This window comes from Sphingomonas sp. Leaf23, from assembly GCF_001421585.1.
Lineage (GTDB): Bacteria > Pseudomonadota > Alphaproteobacteria > Sphingomonadales > Sphingomonadaceae > Sphingomonas.
In genome coordinates this window covers 748,133-767,341 of sequence record NZ_LMKR01000003.1, presented here as the reverse complement: position 1 = coordinate 767,341, position 19,209 = coordinate 748,133, and the positions used below count along the sequence as shown (strand labels likewise).

At 67.7% G+C, this 19,209-nt stretch carries 15 protein-coding genes; 10 read left to right on the top strand and 5 right to left on the bottom strand.

What is annotated here, in order from left to right; translation table 11 throughout:
• Positions 1-3: 3 nt before the first annotated feature.
• The 5 genes from ASE67_RS11980 to ASE67_RS11960 are packed head-to-tail and all read left to right on the top strand — an operon-like array spanning position 4 to position 8,178.
• The gene (locus tag ASE67_RS11980; RefSeq protein WP_055761235.1) at positions 4-1,662 is read left to right on the top strand and encodes a methyl-accepting chemotaxis protein; all 1,659 of its coding nucleotides are present in this window, start codon (positions 4-6) and stop codon (positions 1,660-1,662) included.
• Positions 1,663-1,678: 16 nt separating this feature from the next.
• Positions 1,679-3,682 (top strand): hybrid sensor histidine kinase/response regulator, encoded by a 2,004-nt coding sequence (locus ASE67_RS11975; protein ID WP_055761231.1) that lies wholly within the window; start codon positions 1,679-1,681, stop codon positions 3,680-3,682.
• 4 nt (positions 3,683-3,686) lie between these two features.
• Positions 3,687-4,727: a chemotaxis protein CheB gene (locus tag ASE67_RS11970; RefSeq protein ID WP_200922212.1), complete on the top strand. Its 1,041-nt coding sequence runs from the start codon at positions 3,687-3,689 to the stop codon at positions 4,725-4,727.
• Positions 4,724-6,376 carry a response regulator gene (locus tag ASE67_RS11965; protein WP_055761226.1) on the top strand — a complete coding sequence of 551 codons (1,653 nt, stop codon included), beginning with the start codon at positions 4,724-4,726 and terminating at the stop codon, positions 6,374-6,376. The genes ASE67_RS11970 and ASE67_RS11965 overlap by 4 nt, the downstream gene beginning before the upstream one ends.
• A 5-nt stretch (positions 6,377-6,381) precedes the next feature.
• Positions 6,382-8,178 (top strand): response regulator, encoded by a 1,797-nt coding sequence (locus tag ASE67_RS11960; RefSeq protein ID WP_162236346.1) that lies wholly within the window; start codon positions 6,382-6,384, stop codon positions 8,176-8,178.
• On the opposite strand, the gene ASE67_RS11955 is transcribed toward ASE67_RS11960, so the two are convergent.
• Both ASE67_RS11955 and ASE67_RS11950 read right to left on the bottom strand, forming a co-directional pair.
• Entirely contained in the window at positions 8,153-8,914 is a 762-nt protein-coding gene (locus tag ASE67_RS11955) for a hypothetical protein (RefSeq protein WP_156348593.1), read from the bottom strand. The genes ASE67_RS11960 and ASE67_RS11955 overlap by 26 nt on opposite strands.
• Positions 8,901-9,515: a L,D-transpeptidase family protein gene (locus ASE67_RS11950; RefSeq protein ID WP_082457086.1), complete on the bottom strand. Its 615-nt coding sequence runs from the start codon at positions 9,513-9,515 to the stop codon at positions 8,901-8,903. Before ASE67_RS11950 ends, ASE67_RS11955 begins: the two co-directional genes overlap by 14 nt.
• A gap of 208 nt (positions 9,516-9,723) precedes the next feature.
• On the opposite strand from ASE67_RS11950, the gene ASE67_RS11945 reads away from it, so the two are divergent.
• Positions 9,724-10,398, top strand: coding sequence for a murein L,D-transpeptidase catalytic domain family protein (locus ASE67_RS11945; RefSeq protein ID WP_235511885.1), 675 nt, complete (start codon positions 9,724-9,726; stop codon positions 10,396-10,398).
• Between the two features lie 154 nt (positions 10,399-10,552).
• Entirely contained in the window at positions 10,553-12,607 is a 2,055-nt protein-coding gene (locus ASE67_RS11940) for an NAD(+) synthase (protein ID WP_055761213.1), read from the top strand.
• On the opposite strand, the gene ASE67_RS11935 is transcribed toward ASE67_RS11940, so the two are convergent.
• Positions 12,604-13,461, bottom strand: a complete 858-nt coding sequence (locus tag ASE67_RS11935; RefSeq protein WP_055761689.1) for an oxygenase MpaB family protein — start codon at positions 13,459-13,461, stop codon at positions 12,604-12,606. The two genes, ASE67_RS11940 and ASE67_RS11935, sit on opposite strands and share 4 nt — an antisense overlap.
• Positions 13,462-13,563: 102 nt before the next feature.
• On the opposite strand from ASE67_RS11935, the gene ASE67_RS11930 reads away from it, so the two are divergent.
• From ASE67_RS11930 to ASE67_RS11920, 3 genes are all read left to right on the top strand, one after another.
• Positions 13,564-15,195 (top strand): histidine kinase famiy protein, encoded by a 1,632-nt coding sequence (locus tag ASE67_RS11930; protein WP_055761686.1) that lies wholly within the window; start codon positions 13,564-13,566, stop codon positions 15,193-15,195.
• Between the two features lie 118 nt (positions 15,196-15,313).
• On the top strand, positions 15,314-17,449 hold the full coding sequence (locus ASE67_RS11925; protein WP_055761210.1) for a histidine kinase dimerization/phosphoacceptor domain -containing protein: 2,136 nt from the start codon (positions 15,314-15,316) through the stop codon (positions 17,447-17,449).
• Between the two features lie 41 nt (positions 17,450-17,490).
• Positions 17,491-17,937 carry a GNAT family N-acetyltransferase gene (locus tag ASE67_RS11920; RefSeq protein WP_055761208.1) on the top strand — a complete coding sequence of 149 codons (447 nt, stop codon included), beginning with the start codon at positions 17,491-17,493 and terminating at the stop codon, positions 17,935-17,937.
• Positions 17,938-18,057: 120 nt separating this feature from the next.
• On the opposite strand, the gene rplS is transcribed toward ASE67_RS11920, so the two are convergent.
• Together rplS and trmD are read right to left on the bottom strand one after the other, a co-directional pair.
• Complete coding sequence (gene rplS / locus ASE67_RS11915) at positions 18,058-18,447, bottom strand: 50S ribosomal protein L19 (RefSeq protein WP_055761205.1); 390 nt, start codon at positions 18,445-18,447, stop codon at positions 18,058-18,060.
• Entirely contained in the window at positions 18,444-19,181 is a 738-nt protein-coding gene (trmD, locus tag ASE67_RS11910; protein WP_055761202.1) for a tRNA (guanosine(37)-N1)-methyltransferase TrmD, read from the bottom strand. Before trmD ends, rplS begins: the two co-directional genes overlap by 4 nt.
• Positions 19,182-19,209 lie beyond the last annotated feature (28 nt).

Here is a 19,209-nt window from a genome sequence, read left to right as displayed (position 1 = left end):
GGTTTGTCCGTCTCTACCCGGATCGCCGCCGGTTTCGCGGCCCTGACCGCGATCCTCCTCGCGCTCGGCGTTTATGCCCTGGTCCAGATCGGCGAGGTCCGCCAGACCGTCGACCTGATCGTCGAACGCGACCTCGCCTCGATGGAGGCGCTGAACCGGATCGACCACGCCCTGTCGCGCAAGGTCGAACAGCGGGCCAGCCTGGTACAGGCGTTCCTGACCGGCGACACCACCCGTGTCCGCGAAGCGACGACCGGATGGCGCAACGCCATCGACGAGGCGCAACGCGGCATCATCGAACAGCAACGCGCGGCGGAAACCTATCGCGACAATTCGGTCACCGGCAAGCGCTCGGAACTCTGGGCGCGGATGGTGCGACAGCTGGCCGAGGGCGAACGCGCGCTGGCGCAGACGCGTACCGATGTCGAAACCCAGCTGGCGGCGGTCGGCGCCGGCGACCGGGCGGGCGTGCTGGCGATCGAACCGGATATCGTTCGCGACCATGCGGTCACCGTCGCACGCATCGGCCAAGCGCGCGATACGCTGAACGTCGCGATCGAACGCGGGCGCGACGCGACGCGCGATGTGTATGGCATGAGCCGGATCTCGATCATCATCGGGCTGATCGTCGCCATCGCCATCGCGATTGCCGTCGCGGTAACGACTCGGCGTTCGATCGTCCGGCCGCTTGATTCGTTCATGTCCTTCGTCGGCCGGATCGGCGGCGGCGACCTGTCGACGACCACCGATGCGACCGGCTCGGACGAACTGGGGCGGCTGGGGCGGACGCTCAACGACATGGTGGGCGGCCTGCGCACCATTGCGACGCAGAACCGGGCGGCAACCAACGACCTGAATGCCGCGACGACCGAAATCCGCGCCTCGACGCAGGAACAGGCGGCATCGGTCGAGGAACAGCTGGCCGCGGTGCAGGAAACCGCCGCGACCGTCGACGAGATCACGCATAGCGGCGCGCAGATCACCCGCCGCGCGCAGGAGGTTATCGCCCAGGCACAGGCGACCGCGCAGGTCAGCGACGCGGGCCTGACCGCCGTCGCCGACACCGCGCGTGCGATGGACGCAATCCGCGAACAGGCGGAAGCGGTTGCCGCCAACATCGTCGCGCTGTCGGAAAAGACGCAGGCGATCGGCGACATCATCGCGACGGTCAACGACGTGTCCGAACGCTCGCACCTCCTCGCGCTCAACGCCTCGATCGAGGCGGCGGCAGCGGGCGAACAGGGGCGCAGCTTCGCGATCGTTGCATCGGAAATGAAGCAGCTAGCCGATCAGGCAAAGGGCGCGACCCGCAACGTTCGGTCGATCTTGGGCGATATCCAGCGCGGGATCAATTCGTCGGTGATGCTGACCGAGGAAGCGGTGAAGCGCGTCACGTCGGGCAAGGAGCGTACCGATGCCGGCCATGCCGCGATCGAGGAACTGGCGACCCGCGTGCAGGAAAATGTGCAGACGTTCCAGCAGATCGTCGCCTCGACCAACCAGCAGCAGATCGGCATCGAACAGGTGACCATCGCGCTGCAGAACATCCGCGAGGCATCGCAACAGACCGCCGCATCGACCCGCCAGCTGGACCAGGCGGCAAGCGACCTGGGCGAACTGTCGCGCACGCTGGTCGGTCTGACCGATCGCTACCGCCTGTAACGGATCGGACGCGGAGGTGGACGAGCTTCAGGCCGAATTGCTGGCGGCATTCGCGTCGGAACTGGCCGAGCATATGGCCGGCATCCGCGCGGCGCTGGCCGATGCGGATGCCGGCCGCCCGGTCGACCTGCGCGAATTCAGCCGCCGGGCGCACAGCCTGAAGGGAGCGGCGCGCGCCGTCGAACTGCCCGCCAGCGAAGCCGCCGCCCATGAGGCCGAAGCGCTGATCCTCGCCATCGAGCGCGGTGACCGCGCGATGGACACCGCGGCAATCACCGAACTTCGCCGTCTCGCCGATGCGATCGAGGATGGTGCGGCGACGGATACGCCGGACACCGCGAACGAGGCGGAGCCCGACCGGCGGGTCGCGATCTCCGGTCAAAGCGTCGAAAAGCTGGGGCGGTCACTGCACGTCATGGCGACGCAGATCGCCGAACAGGGCATGGTCGCCGACCGGCTAGGCGCGCTGGCTGATGACTTGGCCGCGCTCTCGCCGCTGCTGTTGACGACCGGTGATGGCGAGGCCGCCCGCCGGCTCCGCCAGGCCACCACCGAGCTTGACCGCATCCGCCGCCTCCACGGCCGGTTGCGCGACGCGCTCGACCGGTCGAGCGCCGAGCTGGAGCGCGACGGCGAACGCCTGCTCCTGCAACCGGTCGCCACCCTGTTCGACGGCTATGAGCGCGCCGTTCGCGAACTGGCGACGGCCGAGGGCAAGGTCGCCCGGCTGCGGACGAACGATGCCGATGGCGAGGCCGATCGCCGGATCCTGAATGCCCTGCGCGATCCGCTGCTCCACGTCCTGCGCAATGCGGTGCGCCACGGGATCGAGACGCCGGAGCATCGCCGTCGCGCGGGAAAAGAGGATGCGGGCACGATCACGATCGATACCCGCATCGATCGCGGACGGCTGACCATTGCGGTGCGCGACGATGGCGCCGGCCTGAACGACGATGCGATCGTGGCCCGCGCGCGCGCCGCCGGACTGATCCCCGCTGATGCACCGCCCCCGCGCGGTGCGGCGCTCCACGCCCTGCTGTTCGAACAGGGTCTGTCCACCGCCGATCGGCTGGACGAGGTTGCCGGACGCGGCATCGGCCTGTCGGTGGTCGCGGAGGTCGCGCGGCGGCTGCACGGATCGGCCAGCATCATGCCCGGATCAGGCGGCGGCACCGTGGTGACCATCGCCGTTCCCGTCACGCTGACCCGCCGCACGCTGTTGCTGGTCGAGGTCGGCGACGTGCGATGCGCGCTGCCGTCCGATGTGGTGCGGTCGGTGCTGCAGATCACCCAGGCCGATCTGTCGCCGAGTGGCGGGGAAGTGATGCTGGCGGTCGACGGCTGTCCGCTGCCCGTGTCCCGACTGGGCGACGTGCTGGGCGTCGCGCAGTCGGACACCGACGCGACGCTGCGCGCGGTCGTGCTGGAAAGCGACGGCATCCGCCGGGTGATGATCGTCGACGCGCTGAGCGACGTTCGCGCGCTGCTGGTCGGCGATGCCGCCACCATCGCTGCCGACCTGCCGCTCGTGCTAGGCACGGTATTGCTGAACGGAGAGGTCGTGCTGGTGCTCGATCCGGCGCAGCTGGTACGCGATCGCGCCACCGGCCGAGCCGCCCGCCCCCTGAGCGTGCAAAAGACGGAGACGCCGCAGCGGACGATCCTGGTCGTCGACGATTCGATCACCACCCGCACGCTGGAGCGCAGCATCCTCGAGGCGCAGGGCTACCGCGTGCTGATCGAGGTCGACGGTCTTGCCGGGCTGGAGCGGCTGCGCTCCGGCATCGACGCGATCGATCTCGTGGTCGCCGATGTGGAAATGCCGCGCATGGATGGTTTCGCGTTGCTGGCGGCGATACGGAACGATCCGGCGCTCAAAACTTTACCGGTCATCATGATGACATCGCGCAACAGCCCTGACGACATCGAACGTGGCCTGAGCCTAGGCGCCGATGCATATGTCACCAAGCAGGATTTCGATCAGGGCATGTTGATCGGCGTCGTCCAGCAGCTGATCTGACGCGATGGCCGTTCGTCCCACCCCCGCGCGCGTGATGATCGTCGAGGATTCGACGGTCGTGCGGACGTTGCTGACCCATATCGTCGGCAGCGATCCGCGCCTGACCGTCGCCGCCAGCTTCGCCACCGCCGAGGAAGCGATCGAGGCGCTGCCGGCGCTCCGGCCCGACGTCATCTCGATGGATATCCGCCTGCCCGGCATCGACGGGTTGGAGGCGACACGGCGGATCATGGCCGCGCATCCAACCCCGATCGTCGTCATTTCCGCCAGCATGGACGGAGGCGCGATGGGGACCAGCATGGACGCGCTGCGCGCCGGTGCGCTGTCGGTCGTCGAAAAGCCGGTCGGTCTGGGCGATGCCGCCTATGCGCAGGTGGCGCACGAAATCCGTACCCAGCTGGCGATCATGAGCGAGGTCGCGGTCGTCCGGCGCCGGATGCCGGCCGCTTCGGCAACGCCGGTACAGCCGCCCCGCCTGCGCCCTCCTTCGGTCCTGTTGGTCGCCGCATCGACCGGTGGGCCCCCCGCCCTTGCGCGACTGTTCGGCGCGCTGCCCGCCGACCTTCCCGTGCCGATATTGCTGGTCCAGCACATGGGGGCGAGCTTCATGGCGGGCTTTGCCAGCTGGCTCGACAGCGTAGTACCGCAGCGGGTCGAGATTGCCCGGAGCGGCGAAGTGCCGCGCGCAGGCACGATCCATGTCGCGCCCGGCGACGCCCATCTGATGCTCGCGCGGGGCGGCACCATGCGCGTCGCAACCGACGGTCCCGTGGGTGGGCAACGCCCGTCCGCCACCCGCCTGATCGAAAGCGCGGCGACAGCGATCGACGGGGCGGCGCTGGCAGTGGTGCTGACCGGCATGGGCGAGGATGGCGCGACCGGCGTCCGCGCGCTGCTCGCCGCCGGAGGACAGGCGGTGGCGGAGGATGCCAGCACCTCGGTCGTCTATGGCATGCCCGCCGCCGCGCAGCGGGCGGGCGCGCTGTCGCTGCCGCTCGACCTGATCGCACCGCACATCCGCCGCATCGTGGACCGCGCGCGGTGAGCGAAGACGCGGCGATCCTGCTGATCGAAGATTCGGATACGCAGGCGCTGCAGCTGCGGCGGATGTTCGAGCGCGCGGGTTTTCGCATCGATCGGACGCGCGACGCCGAAGCCGCCCTTGAGACGCTGAACCACAGCCGACCCGACCTGCTGGTCGTCGACTATCGCCTGCCGGGCATGAACGGTGACGAACTGGTCCGGATCGTTCGGCAGACGGGGGCGACGCGGACGCTGCCGATCCTGATGCTGACCGGCGACGATGCGTCGGATGTCGAACGGCAGGGGCTCGACAGCGGCGCCAACGCCTATGTGCCGAAACGCGGCGGGGCCGAATTGATCCTGTCGCGCGTCCGCGCCCTGCTGCGACAGGTGCGGGCACGGCCGGTCGGCGACGGCCCGGCGGCATCGCTGCGCCAGGCCCGGCTGCTGCTGCTGGCACCGCCGACCGATCCCACGGATCGGCTGGTCACGCAGCTGGCGACCGAGGGCTATCAGGTCGTCCATGTCGCGGCGATTGCCGATGCGATTGCGGCGATCGACGACGACAGCGCCGACGGTATCCTTGTCGTGGAACCGATCGACGCGCCCGGCTTCGGTCTGTCGGCCACGCTGGATCGGCGCCGAACCGAACGGGCGAGCGGCATCGCGCTGGTCGCGCTGACCGAGGATGCCGAACCGGCGACGGTGCTGGCGGGGCTGGCCGCGGGCGCGGATGATGTCGTGTCGCGCGGGCAGGATGGCGACATGCTGCTCGTCCGAATCCGTGCGATCGTCCGCCGCAAGCTGGCCCGCGACGAGGAAGCGGCCGGCATCGCACGCGAACGGGCGCAGGCGATCGCGCTGGCACAGGCGCGCGCCGAAGCGGACTCGGCCGAACGGCTCGCCCGCGCCAACGACGAACTTGCCGGCGCGAATGCCCTGCTGCGCGAGACGCAGGCGCAACTGGTCCAATCAGCCAAGATGGCGTCGCTGGGCGAACTGGTCGCCGGCATCGCGCACGAGATCAACAACCCGCTGGCGTTCATCCTCGCCCATCAGGCGACGGTCGAGCGCGCCGTCGCTACGGCCGCCAGCGCCGACGACGCGGCGCGCACCGCGTTGCTGACCAAGGCATCGGATCGGTTGCAGTCGATCCGCTCAGGCCTCACCCGCATTCAGGAACTGGTCGTGAAGCTGCGCCGTTTTTCGCGACTGGACGATGGTGAGGTGTCGCTGATCGACATTCCCGATGCGATCGATGCGGTGCTGACGCTGCTCGCGCCGCGTCTGGGCACTGTGGAGGTCGTCCGCGACTATGGCCCGATACGGATGCTCGAATGCTCCGGCGCACTGGTCAATCAGGTCGTGATGAACATCGTCGCCAACGCCGCCGACGCGGTGGACCCGGCAAGCGGACGGATCGTCATCGCGACCGGCTCTGCCGACGGCATGTTCCGCATCCAGATCGACGACAACGGGCCGGGCATCCCCGACGACCGGCGCGAACGGGTGTTCGAACCGTTCTTTACCACCAAGGATGTCGGGGCGGGAACCGGCCTCGGCCTCGCCATCGCGTATGGCGTCGTGCGATCGCACAGCGGTACCATCGCCATCGACCGCGCCGCGCAGGGTGGCGCTTCCTTCACGATCCAGATACCAGAACGGCCGTAATGGAAATGTCCGGTTCCCTGCCCCTGTTGCTGCTGGTCGATGACGAGCCCGAAATCCTCGTCGCGCTCGGCGATCTGCTGGAGGACCGCTACCGCATCCTGTCGACCGCCTCGCCGGTCGAGGCGCTGGAGCTGGTCCGGACCCATCCCGACATCGCCGTGATCGTGTCGGATCAACGGATGCCGGAGCTGACCGGCAGCCAGTTCCTTGCCCGCGTGCGCAGGCAGACCAACGCGGAGGCGATCCTGCTGACGGGCTATGCCGACCTGACGGCGGTAGTGACCGCGCTCAACGACGGGGCGATCAGCGGCTATGCGAACAAGCCCTGGGATGCCGAGGCGCTGATCGCGATGATCGCGGCTGCCGCCGACCGTTTCGCGTTGCGGCAGGCATTGGCGTTCGAGCGTGCCGCCTTTCGCGCCCTTGCCGACGGGTCAGGCGATATCGTGACGATTCTTGATCGCGATGGCCAGGTGGTCCGTGGCACGGCACCGCCGGAAGGTATTGACCCCCGCGACCTCGCCATCGTCGCGCAGGACGACAGCGATAGCGAGGACCGACAACTGCCCCAGCCGTCGGGCGATCGCTGGACGCACATCACCCGCATCCCGTTCGCCATCGGGACGCAGCGCTACCTGTTGAAGATCGAACGCGACGACACCTACCGGCGGCTGGCCGAACGGCGTCACCACCAGTCCGAAAAGCTGGAGGCGCTGGGCACCTTGTCCGGCGGGATCGCGCATGATTTCAACAATCTGCTGGCGGCGATCATCGGCAACCTCGAACTTGCCGAACGGCGGATCGACGATCGCGACCGGCTGCGGCGCTATCTGGGCGCGGCGACCGAGGCGGCCGGGCGCGGCAGTGCCATCACCCGCCGTCTGTTGAGCTTCAGTCGGCAGCGCGACCTTGCCGCCGAAATCTTTCGGCCCGACGACGTGATCCAGTCGATCGAGGAACTGATCGTCCGCACCGCCGCGGGACGCATCGGCGTCGCCTATGACTTTGCCGAGCCTGCCTGGGTGGTGCGGACGGATGTTGGGCAGTTTGAGCTGGCGATACTCAACCTCGCGATCAATGCGCGGGATGCGATGGACGGCAGCGGGACGGTGCGGATCGGCACGGCGAATATCGCGGAGGCCGCGGCGTTCCTGCCCGATTTTGCCGGGCCGTTCGTCCGCATTTCGGTCAGCGATACCGGCAGCGGCATGGACAGCGCGGTACGCGAGCGGGTGTTCGAACCGTTCTTCACGACCAAGGCGCAAGGGGCCGGGACGGGTCTCGGCCTGCCGATGGTCCGGGCGATGGCGCGGGCGGCCGGCGGCGAGGTGACGATCGACAGCGAAGTCGGGCGCGGCACCAGCATCCACCTATGGCTGCCGCGGATCAATGCCGGGCCGATCGCGGTCAGTCCGCCGGCAAGCGACCGGATCACCCCCCGCCGCCTGATGCTGGTGGAGGACGATCCCGAAGTCCGTGCCGTCGTCGCCGCGCAGCTGGAGGCCGCCGGCCACAGCGTCGTCGTCCATGATTCGGCGACGCGCGCGGTCGCCGTGCTGGAGGCGGGCGAGCGGTTCGACATGGTGCTGACCGATTATGCCATGCCCGACATGTCGGGGATCGACGTAGCCGCCCGCGTGCGCGCCTGCTGCCCGGACACGCCGGTCCTGCTCATCACCGGGTTCGCCGAGATCGGCGACACGCAGATCGGCGTGCCGGTACTGACCAAGCCATTCACCAGCGAACAGCTGCTCGGCGCGATCGCGCTGGCGACCGCTATCCCCGACAGCGTATCCGGCTGAACGGCTGTCCATCGGTGACGATCGTCAGGCGGTCGCCCGCGACCCGCAACGTCTGCGTCGTGGTCCAGCGCTGGCCCTCGCCCTCATAATCGGCGGTGATCCGGACCTGATCGGTACCGAGCGGCTCGACGCGCTTCACGGTGCCGACGCTCTCGTGAAACCATAATTCGCCCGGGGCGACCCGTACGCCTTCGATCGAGGCTGCCGGGCGGGCACAGGCGGCGGCATCGCGGTTCCACTGGCCGACGAACCGCGCCGGAATGTTGTTTGGCGCAGCGGTCGCCTCCCCCGGTGGCGGCGAGGGTTTGCCGACGAAGCCGCAGCCGCGCACGGTGCGCCCGTCGATGGTGAGCGTCGCGGTAAAATCGCGTGGCGCACCCGACATATCGTCCTCGCACGGCGCGCGAACCACTCGCACGCGGACGCCCTGCCCCGCATCCCATTCGCGCGCATCGGCGCTGGCCCGGCGCGCGACGACGGCCAAACGCCGCGCAGGGGCATCGACGCCGCTCAGCGTCAGCACGTCACCAGCGATGCCGACCGAGTAAAAGGGTTCGTTGGTCGTTACCGTCAGCCGTTCCGGCACCGAACTGGCGACGGTGGTGGCTATTGGCGGCGTCGCGGAGGGAGACGGCGTGGGCGACGCGATCGGGTCCGCCGGGGCTGTCCCTCCCCCGTTGCAGCCCGCCAGCAATAGCAGGCCCAGCCCCGATGCCCACCGGTCAGCGCGGGGCATTGCGGCCCGTCCCGGCACTCACCCGATCGTCACGGCTGGCCAGCGTCCCGATCGCGTCCACCGACAGCTGCGGCGTGGTATCGGCCGGTCGATAGGCGGGAAACGCGATGACGTCGTTCACCACCGCCACCTGTCCACCCAGCTGCGTCGCTTCGAACAACTGGCGCGCGAACGCGGTCGGTATCCGGATGCAGCCATGCGACGCCGGAAAGCCGGGCAAATTGCCGGCATGGAGCGCCACCCCGTCCCAGGTCAGCCGCTGCATGAACGGCATCGGCGCATTGTTATACAGGTTTGATCGGTGGAACGGGCGCTTCTGCAGGATGGTGTATTCGCCGATCGGCGTCATCTTGCCCGGCTTGCCGGTGGAAACCGTCGTCGCACCGATCAGCCGGTCGCCGCGATAAACGAACGCCATCTGCATCGGCACGCTGACGACAATGCTGACCGGTCCCGGCAATGCCGGATCATCGGCCCAGCGATGGTCGCCCGGCCGCATGGCCACCGCCGCCTGTTCCACCGCGAGCGCCGCCGGCACCTGTGCCATCGCGGGCAGCGGCAGGATCGCCAGCAACGGACAAAGGCGCAGTAGAACCGTCATCCCGCCATTATCCCGCAGCGCGCGGCGAATGGCAAATCTCGCGGTAACCATAACTGTCAGAGTCGACCGTACGTTCCATCCGCGCGACAAGCGGCGGAACGCTTGCACATGTGTTAATTGAATGGAAGGCGGTTCGCCCGTATCTCTAACCCTCAACAATTTGGCGAGGATTTGGATGCGGGACGAAGCAGTTCGATCGCGGCGAGCGGTGCTGAAAGCGGCAGGCGGATTGGCCGGTGCCGTACTCGCACAGGGCTGCACGACGAATTCGATCGTGCCCATCGCGCAAAACGCCCCCATCGTACCGCCGCAGCATCGCTTTGCCTCGGCACCCGTGCCGGCCGCTCCGGTGAAGCAGATGCGTGCACCTGCGACGGTCAATCCGCGGCTGTTCGAACGCGCGCTGGCGTCGATGGACCGCCATTCGGGACGGATCGCGCGTACCGACCGTATCGCCATCGCCGACTTCGCGGTCGATTCTGCCCATCCCCGGTTCCAGTTCATCGACATGCACAGCGGCGTCGTGTCGGCGATGCGCGTCGCGCACGGCAGCGGATCGGACCCGGCGCATTGCGGATCGTTGACCCGATTCAGCAACGTGCCCGATTCCAATGCCACGTCGGAAGGCGCTTTCATCACCGACAATTATTATGTCGGCAAGCATGGCCGGTCGCAGCGGCTGGTCGGGCTGGACCACACGAACGACAACGCCCTGATGCGTGCGATCGTCGTCCATGGCGCATGGTATGCCAATCCGGAAATGATCGCGCAGCACGGCAAGCTGGGCCGTAGCCAAGGGTGCTTCGCGGTGGCCGAGGGCGATCTGGCACGCGTGTTCGACCTGCTCGGCGAAGGCCGGATGATCTACGCCGCCAAGGTTTGACGGGTAGACACCATGCCCCAAGCGTCACCCCAGACTTGATCCGGGGTGACGGGTTGGGTGCTGAGGCGGTACGCCATTGCCAACCCCTGCCCTTTCGGCGTGGTCCTGCACGACGATCCTTGTTGGGCGCGGTGAGGGTCCTTAGGGTGCGGCCATGACCACGCACCCGTTCCATTCGATCCACACCCACGGCCTGCTGCGCGTCGGGGCCTGCACTCCGCCCGCGCATGTCGGCGACCCCGCCGCCGGGGGCCGTGCCGCGATCGAGCTTGCACGTCAGGGGCATGAGGCGGGCGCCGACCTGCTGGTCTTTCCCGAACTGAACCTCACTTCCTACGCGATCGACGATCTGCACCTGCAGGACGCGCTGTGCGATGCGACCGAAGCGGCGCTGGCGGCGGTGATCGTGGCCAGCGCCGATCTGCGCCCGGTGCTGTTGCTGGGGGCCGCGCTGCGGCGCAACGGGCGGCTGTACAACTGCGCGGTGGCGGTATCGTGCGGACGCATCCTCGGCGTCGTGCCCAAGACCTATCTGCCCAATTACCGCGAATATTATGAGAAGCGCTGGTTCGCGCCCGGCGTCGGGCTGACCGGCCTGACCATGGCGTTGTGCGGACAGACGGTGCCGTTCGGGACCGACCTGCTGTTTGCCGCCGATACCCCACCCGACTTCGTGTTCCATGCCGAGATTTGCGAGGATTTCTGGTCGCCGCTGCCCCCGTCGACCGCCGGGGCGATGGCCGGGGCGCTGGTGCTGTGCAACCTGTCGGCGTCGAACATCGTGATCGGCAAGGCGCGCGACCGCGAGATGTTGTGCGCGTCGCAATCGGCGCGCACCGTGTCCGCCTATATCTATGCCGCGGCGGGCATCGGCGAGAGTACGACCGACCTGTCATGGGACGGCCAGGGGTCGGTGCACGAACTGGGCGAATTGCTGGTCCAGTCCGACCGGTTCGACCAGTCCGCCGGCATCGCCTTTGCCGATATCGATCTGGCGCGGCTGCGGCTAGAGCGGATGCGTACCGGCACGTTCAACGACTGCGCAGCGGCCAGCAGCCATCCGGAGACGCGGTTCCGCCGGATCGGGTTCGACCATGCCCCGGCGGAGGGCGATATCGGCCTGCGGCGTGCCGTACGCCGCTATCCCTTCGTCCCCAACACGCCCGAGCGGCTGGACGATGACTGCTACGAAGCGTTCAACATTCAGGTCGAAGCCTTACGCAAGCGGCTGGTCGCGTCGGGTACGAAGCGGCTGGTGATCGGCGTGTCGGGCGGGCTTGATTCCACCCATGCACTGATCGTGGCGGCCAAGGCGTTCGACCGGCTGGAGCGGCCGCGCACCGACATATTGGGCTTCACCATGCCCGGCTTCGCGACCGGCGAGGCGACCAAGGGCAATGCGTGGAAGCTGATGCGCGCGCTCGGCATCACCAGCGACGAGATCGATATCCGCCCCGCCGCGCGGCAGATGCTGGGCGATATTGGCCACCCCTTTGCCAGCGGCGAACCGGTCTATGACGTAACGTTCGAAAATGTGCAGGCCGGGCTGCGCACCGATTACCTGTTCCGGTTGGCGAACCAGCGCGAGGCGCTGGTCCTGGGCACCGGCGACCTGTCCGAACTGGCGCTGGGCTGGTGCACTTATGGCGTCGGCGACCATATGAGCCATTATGGCGTCAATGCCGGCGTGCCCAAGACGCTGATCCAGTACCTTATCCGCTGGACGATCCACACCGATCAGTTCGACCGCGACACCGACGCGGTGCTCGACGCGATCCTGAACACCGAAATTTCGCCCGAGTTGGTGCCTGCCGACGCCGATGGCCGGATGCAGAGCACGGAGGATCGCGTCGGCCCCTATGCGCTGAACGATTTTTTCCTCCACCATATCGTCCGCTATGGGCAGCGGCCGTCCAAGGTCGCGTTCCTGTGCTGGCACGCGTGGCGCGATGCCGCCGCCGGCCGCTGGCCGATCGACTTTCCGGAAGCGGCGAAGGGCAGCTACGACCTGCCGACCATCGCCAGATGGCTGGAGAAGTTCCTCTGGCGCTTCTTCCAGACCAGCCAGTTCAAGCGATCGGCGCTGCCCAACGGGCCGAAGGTGTCGGCGGGCGGCGCGCTGTCGCCGCGCGGTGACTGGCGCGCGCCGTCGGACGGCGTGGCGACGGCGTGGGTCGAGGAATTGCGCGCAGGGCTGCCGCCGCTCTAACGATGCGCCCGTGCCGTCTTTTCCGACGCCGATCCGTTTAAGGCCCAACGCAGCATCCGCGCCATGCCCTGCGCCCCGGCACGGACGCCCAGCGGCGCGGTGCTGCGCAGTTCCAGCATCGCCCGCGCCCAGGGGGGCAGCAGGTCGATCGCCGCCGCGGTATTGAGCGCGCCGAACCCTTTCAGGAACGGGTTCGGCAACGGTTGCTGCAACAGCGCGTCGCGCACCGTCCGGGTCCGATGGTCGCAGCACAGCTCGCCGCGCACCTTCAGCAGCCATGCGTCCACCGCCGCGCGGCTATCGGGCACGTCGCGCGCGCCCAGCCGCTCGGCCACGACGACATTCTCGGCGAAATAGCGGTCCTGATCGGCGCGCGACAGGTGCGGATCGCGGTAACGCAGATAGGCGCGCAGGAACGAGTCCGTCTCGGCGACATGGACCCAGGTCAGCAGGTGCGGATCATTGGCGTCATACGGCGTACCGTCGGGCAGCACCCCGTGCACCCGGTCGTGGATCTGCCGGACATGATCGATCAGCCGCCCGGCCTCCGCCGTGCTGCCATAGGTGGTGCCGGCGATGAACTGCGCGGTGCGTTTCAGCCGCCCCAGCATATCGCGGCGGAAATTGCTGTGGTCCCACACCCCAGCCAAGGCCCCTGGATGCAGCATCTGCATCAGCAGCGCCGTCGTGCCGCCGATCATCATCGACGAAAAATCGCCATGCACCCGCCAGCTGACCGATCCCGGCCCGAACAGACCGTCATCACCCGGTGGCCGCCGAAGGTCGATCGCGCCGTCGCCAGCCCCGGTCAGCCCACGGACTTGGCGGGCAATAGTCTGTCGCAGGGGGTTCATCATGCAGGAACGATCGGACCGCGCGGCCGGGTCCGATCGTTACGGAACCAAATCGCTCGTTCGCGACCTTTGTCGAACGTCCTCGAACCCACAGGCCTGCCGATGTCCTCTCCCCCCAGCCCGGAAAAGCCGCTCGACATCGTGCAGCGACAGGCGGCGATGTCGGGTCGCGAAATGCACGATCCGGGCAATGGCATCTTCTTTGCCGCGGTCAAGACCACGCGCATGCCGATGATCGTGACCGATCCCAATCTGCCCGACAACCCGATCGTCTTTGCCAACCCGGCGTTCCTGAACATGACGGGCTATAGCGCGGAGGAGGTGCTGGGGCATAACTGCCGGTTCCTGCAGGGGGCCGACACCGATCCCGACACGGTGGCCGAAATCGCCCGCGCGATCCGCGAACGGCGCGAAACCTCGGTCGAGATTGTCAACTACAAGAAGAACGGCAGTTCGTTCTGGAACGCGCTGTTCATCTCGCCGGTGTTCGATGCCGACGGTACACTGCGCTATCACTTCGCATCGCAGCTAGACGTCACCCGCCGCCGCGATGCCGAGGAGGCGCTGCGCCAGGCGCAGAAAATGGAGGCGGTGGGGCAGCTGACCGGGGGGATCGCGCATGACTTCAACAACCTCTTGACCGTGATCCAGGGGTTTGCCGACGTCCTGCTCAACCAGCTCGACCGGAACGACGCACTGCCCCCCGACCGCGCCCGCCGGTCGCTCCGCGCGGTCATGGATGCGGCCGATCGCGGGGCCGAGCTGACGCAGCAGCTGCTCGCCTTTTCCCGGCGGCAGAAGCTGTCGGGCCGGGTCACCAACATCGACGATCTGGTGCGGGCGCTGCTGCCGATGCTCCGACGCACGATCGGCGACGCGCCGATCACGATCGAGGTTAAGCCGTGCGGCGACCATTGCAACGCCCGTATCGATCCGGTGCAGGCCGAGGCGGCGATCATCGGCATCGTCATGAACGCCCGCGACGCGATGCCCGATGGCGGCACGATCACCCTGTCGGCCGAGCATGTCGAGCTGGACGGCAGCGACCCGCGCTATGGCGACAAGCTGAGCGGGACCTTCGTCGCCCTGTCGATCGCCGACACCGGCAGCGGCATGTCGGAGGAGGTCCGCGCCCGCGTGACCGAGCCGTTCTTCACGACCAAGGACCAGGGCAAGGGCACCGGGCTTGGCCTGTCGATGGTCTATGGCTTCATGAAGCAGTCCGATGGCGCGCTGCACATCGCATCGCACGAAGGCCAGGGCACCACCGTCTCGCTGCTGTTTCCTGCCGCCACGTCGGTCCCCGAGCCGATCCGCCAGCGCCGCGCCCGCAGCGACAGCGACCTGCGCGGCCATGAAACCGTGCTGGTGGTCGAGGACCAGCGCGACCTGGGCGACCTTGCCGAAGCGATCCTGAAGGATTTCGGCTATGCCGTGCTGCGCGCCGGCAATGGCCCGGAGGCGATCGCCGTGCTGGAAGGCGACACGGCGATCGACCTGCTCTTCACCGACCTTATCATGCCCGGCGGCATGAACGGGGTGATGGTCGCGCGGGAGGCACGGCGGCTGCGCCCGCGGATGAAGGTGCTGCTGACCACCGGCTATGCCGAGGCGTCGATCGAGCGGGTCGACGCGCGCGGCACCGAATTCGACCTGATCGGAAAGCCGTATCGACGGGCCGATCTGGCCCAGCGCATCCGGCAGGTGCTCGACGGCCCGACCGGTACCGGTTGATGAACTTCGGTTTCGGTTATACTGCAATATGTTCCTGCCACGATCCCAGTCGCCGGGCAGCCATTGGATGACGAAAGGGCTACGCTTGGCGACCAGTGCAACTGCCCAGGATGCGGGGATGGCGACATCGCCATCGACCCTGGGGCACGACCTGACGATCTGCGACCGCGAACCGATCCATATGCCAGGGGCAATCCAGCCCCACGGCATGCTGTTGATCGTCGATCCGGCCGAGGGCGCGATCGTCGGCGGCGCAGGCGATGTCACGTCGCTGCTCGGGAACCAATGGCTGGGCGGATCGATCCACGACCTGATCGGCGAGGCCGGGCTGACGCTGCTCCGCTCGACCATCGCTGGGCCGGTCGTGCTCGGCATGGTCGCCGCACGGGGACTGTCCGCCGTCGCCAGCCGCGAAGGCCGCTTCTGGCTGATCGAGCTGGAGCCGACCGCCACCGGAGAGCCGGGCACCGACGACGCGCTGACGTGGATCGAACATGGTGGCGAGGAATTTTCGCGCGCGGTCGATCTGGACGACCTGTCGGCGCGCGCCGCGACCATCTTTTCGCGACTGACCGGGTTCGACCGGGTGATGATCTATCGCTTCCTCGACGATGATTCGGGGAAGGTCGTCGCCGAACGCCATGCCCCCGACATGGACGGGTTCCTGAACCACCATTTCCCGGCATCGGACATTCCGCGTCAGGCGCGCGCGCTGTATATCCGCAACCGGGTCCGCGTCATTCCCGACGCGACCTATGTACCGGCGCCGATCACCGGCATCGATCCTGCGCTGATCGGCATCGACCTCAGCAATGTCGGCGTGCGGGCGGTATCGCCGGTCCATGTCCAGTATCTGAAGAACATGGGCGTCGCGGCGTCGGCGTCGGTCTCGATCGTCAAGGACGGAATCCTGTGGGGGCTGGTCGCGTGCCACCATCGCAGCCCGCGCGGCCTGTCCTATCTGCAACGCAAGACGTGCGAACTGATCGCCGCGTCGTTCGCGCAGCAGGTGACTGCCAAGGAAGAGGCGGCCGAATATCGCGAACGGCTGCGCCTGCGCACCGCAGAGGACGCCCTGGCGCAGCGGCTGTCCCAGGAATATGATCCGGACCAGATGTCGGCGCTGATCGGCAGCGACCTGCAACGGTTACTGCACGCCGATGGCTTCGTGCTGCAACGCGGGGCGACGCTGAATTCCAGCGGCACCGTCCCGCCGCCCGAAGCCGTCGCCGACATCCTGCAATGGGTGCGGGCGCAGGGGAATATCCTGCTCCACAGTGCTGCGCTGGAACAGCGGCTGCCGGGTGCGCGCGCCTATCGCGACCTCGCCAGCGGGCTGCTCGCCATCACCCTGTCGACCGACGAGCCGGTGGTGCTGCTGTGGTTCCGCGCCGAGACGCTGCAGACGATCCAATGGGCCGGCAATCCGCACAAGGCGGTCGGACAGGCACCGGACCAGCCGCTGACCCCCCGCGCCTCCTTCGCGGCGTGGAGCGAGGAGATTCGCGGCCGTGCCCGCCCATGGAGCCCGGCGGAGATCGAGGCGGCGCATCGCCTGTCGCGCCTGTTGTTCGACGCACGCCAGCGGCGTCGGATCGGCGAGCTGAACCGCGAACTGACCCGTGCCGTCACCGACAAGGATGCACTGCTCGCGCAGCAGGAAACGCTCATCAAGGAAGTGAACCACCGGGTGCAGAACAGCCTGCAGCTGGTCGTCGCGTTCCTGGCGATGCAGGCCCATGCCGAAAACGACGCGACGCTGACCCGCCATCTGGGTGAGGCGCAGCGGCGGCTGTCGGCCGTCGCGCTGGTCCATCGCCGGCTCTATTCCGAAGATACCGTCACGGTCATCGATCTCGGCCGCTATATTGAGGACCTGCTGGCCGAGATGCAGTCGTCGATGGGCGCCGAATGGACCGGGCGACTGACGATGGACCTGGCGCCGCTGCTCATCACCGCCGACGCGGCGGTGCAGATCGGGCTGGTGCTGGTCGAACTGGTCATCAATGCGCAGAAATATGCCTATGGCGGGCAGCCGGGACCGATTTCGATCTCGCTGGAAAAGGTCCGCAACCGCTTCCGCCTGACCGTCGCCGACCGGGGACAGGGGCGCAGCGGCAACCGCACGGGCTTTGGCACGCGGATGCTGAGCGCGATGGTCAAGCGGCTCGACGGCACGATCGAGGAAAGCGACAATGCGCCGGGCCTGCGCTTCACGGTATCGGCCCCGATCGCGACGCCGGACGAGGCCTGAGATAGCGTGGCCGGTTTGACACCCGGCACCGGACCACTGCCATGACGATCGATCTCAGGGCCGTTCGACACAGCGACCTGGCCACCTTCTTCGACCATCAACGCGATGCGGAGGCGGCAGCAATGGCGGGGTTCACGCCACGGACCCGAACCGCATTCGACGATCATTGGCGCAGGATCATCGCCGATCCGCAGAATGTGGTGATGACGGCCGAGGTCGACGATGCGGTCGCGGGCTATGTCTCGGCGTTCCCGCAAGAGGGCCGGCAGCAGATCGCTTACTGGTTCGGCCGGGCATATTGGCACCGGGGGATCGGGCAGGCCGCCGTCGCACAGTTCCTGACACTGCACCGCCGCCGGCCGATCTTTGGAACCATCGTCCGTTCGAACGCCGCGTCGGGTGCGATCCTGCGCAAGTGCGGGTTCATCCCCTTCGGTCAGGACACCGGGCCGGACGGGGAGCCGGAAGACATCTTTCGACTGGATTAGACGCGTGCCCGACGGGCACGCGCCTTTTAGCGGCAAGGACGATCCGCCATGCCCACGAAAAAGGGCGCGGCAGCCCATGGCCACCGCGCCCCTGATCCGTGACGCAATGCGTGCAGCCGATTACTCGGCGGCGGTCGCCTTGGCCGGACGCGGATCGCGACGCTCGGCGATACGCGCCGACTTGCCGGTGCGACCACGCAGATAATAGAGCTTCGCGCGACGCACGACACCGCGACGCACGACTTCGATCGAATCGATGTTCGGCGAGTAGAGCGGGAAAACGCGCTCGACGCCTTCGCCGAAGCTCATCTTGCGGACGGTGAACGACGAACCCATGCCGGCGTTCGAACGCGCGATGCACACGCCTTCGTAGTTCTGCACGCGGGTCCGCTCGCCTTCGACGACCTTCACGCCGACCTTGAGGGTGTCACCGGCGCGAAACTCGGGGAGCTTCTTCGACTCGAGGAACTTGGCGATCTGTTCCGCTTCGAGCGTCTGGAGGAGGTTCATTTCTTCTGACCTTCGTCTTGGTTGTGCGCACCAGAGGGCGAACGGACCCGAGCGTCGACATGACGCTCCCACAGGTCCGGCCGCCATAGCCGTGTATCGGATTCGGACCGTGCCTTGCGCCACGCCGCGATCCGCGCATGATCCCCCGATCGCAACACTTCGGGGATCACACGCCCTTCCCAGTCATAGGGTCGGGTATATTGAGGATATTCGAGAAGGCCGCTTTCGAAGCTCTCCTCGATACCACTCGAAGCCGCGCCCATTACGCCGGGAAACAGCCGAACGCAAGCATCCAGCAGTACCAGCGCCCCCATTTCGCCGCCCGACAGGACATAATCGCCGATCGCGACGGGTTCGATATCGCGCGCGTCGAACAGGCGTTCGTCGAACCCTTCGAACCGGCCGCACAGGATGATCGCGCCGGGGCCATCGGCCAGTTCCCGTACCCGTGCCTGGGTCAGCGCCTTTCCACGCGGCGTCATCGCCAGGACCGGGCGACCATCGCTCACGCTGTCGAGCGCCGATGCCAGCACGTCCGCGCGCAGCACCATGCCCGCGCCACCGCCCGCCGGGGTATCGTCGACCGAGCGATGCTTGTCGGTGGCGAAGTCGCGGATCTGCACCGCGTCCAGCGACCAGCGTTCCTCGCGCAGCGCCCGACCGGCGAGCGACATTCCCAGCGGGCCGGGAAACATTTCGGGATAGAGCGTCAGGACGGTCGCGGCAAAGGTCATGGTGACAGCCTCTGCCCGCTTGTTCGGG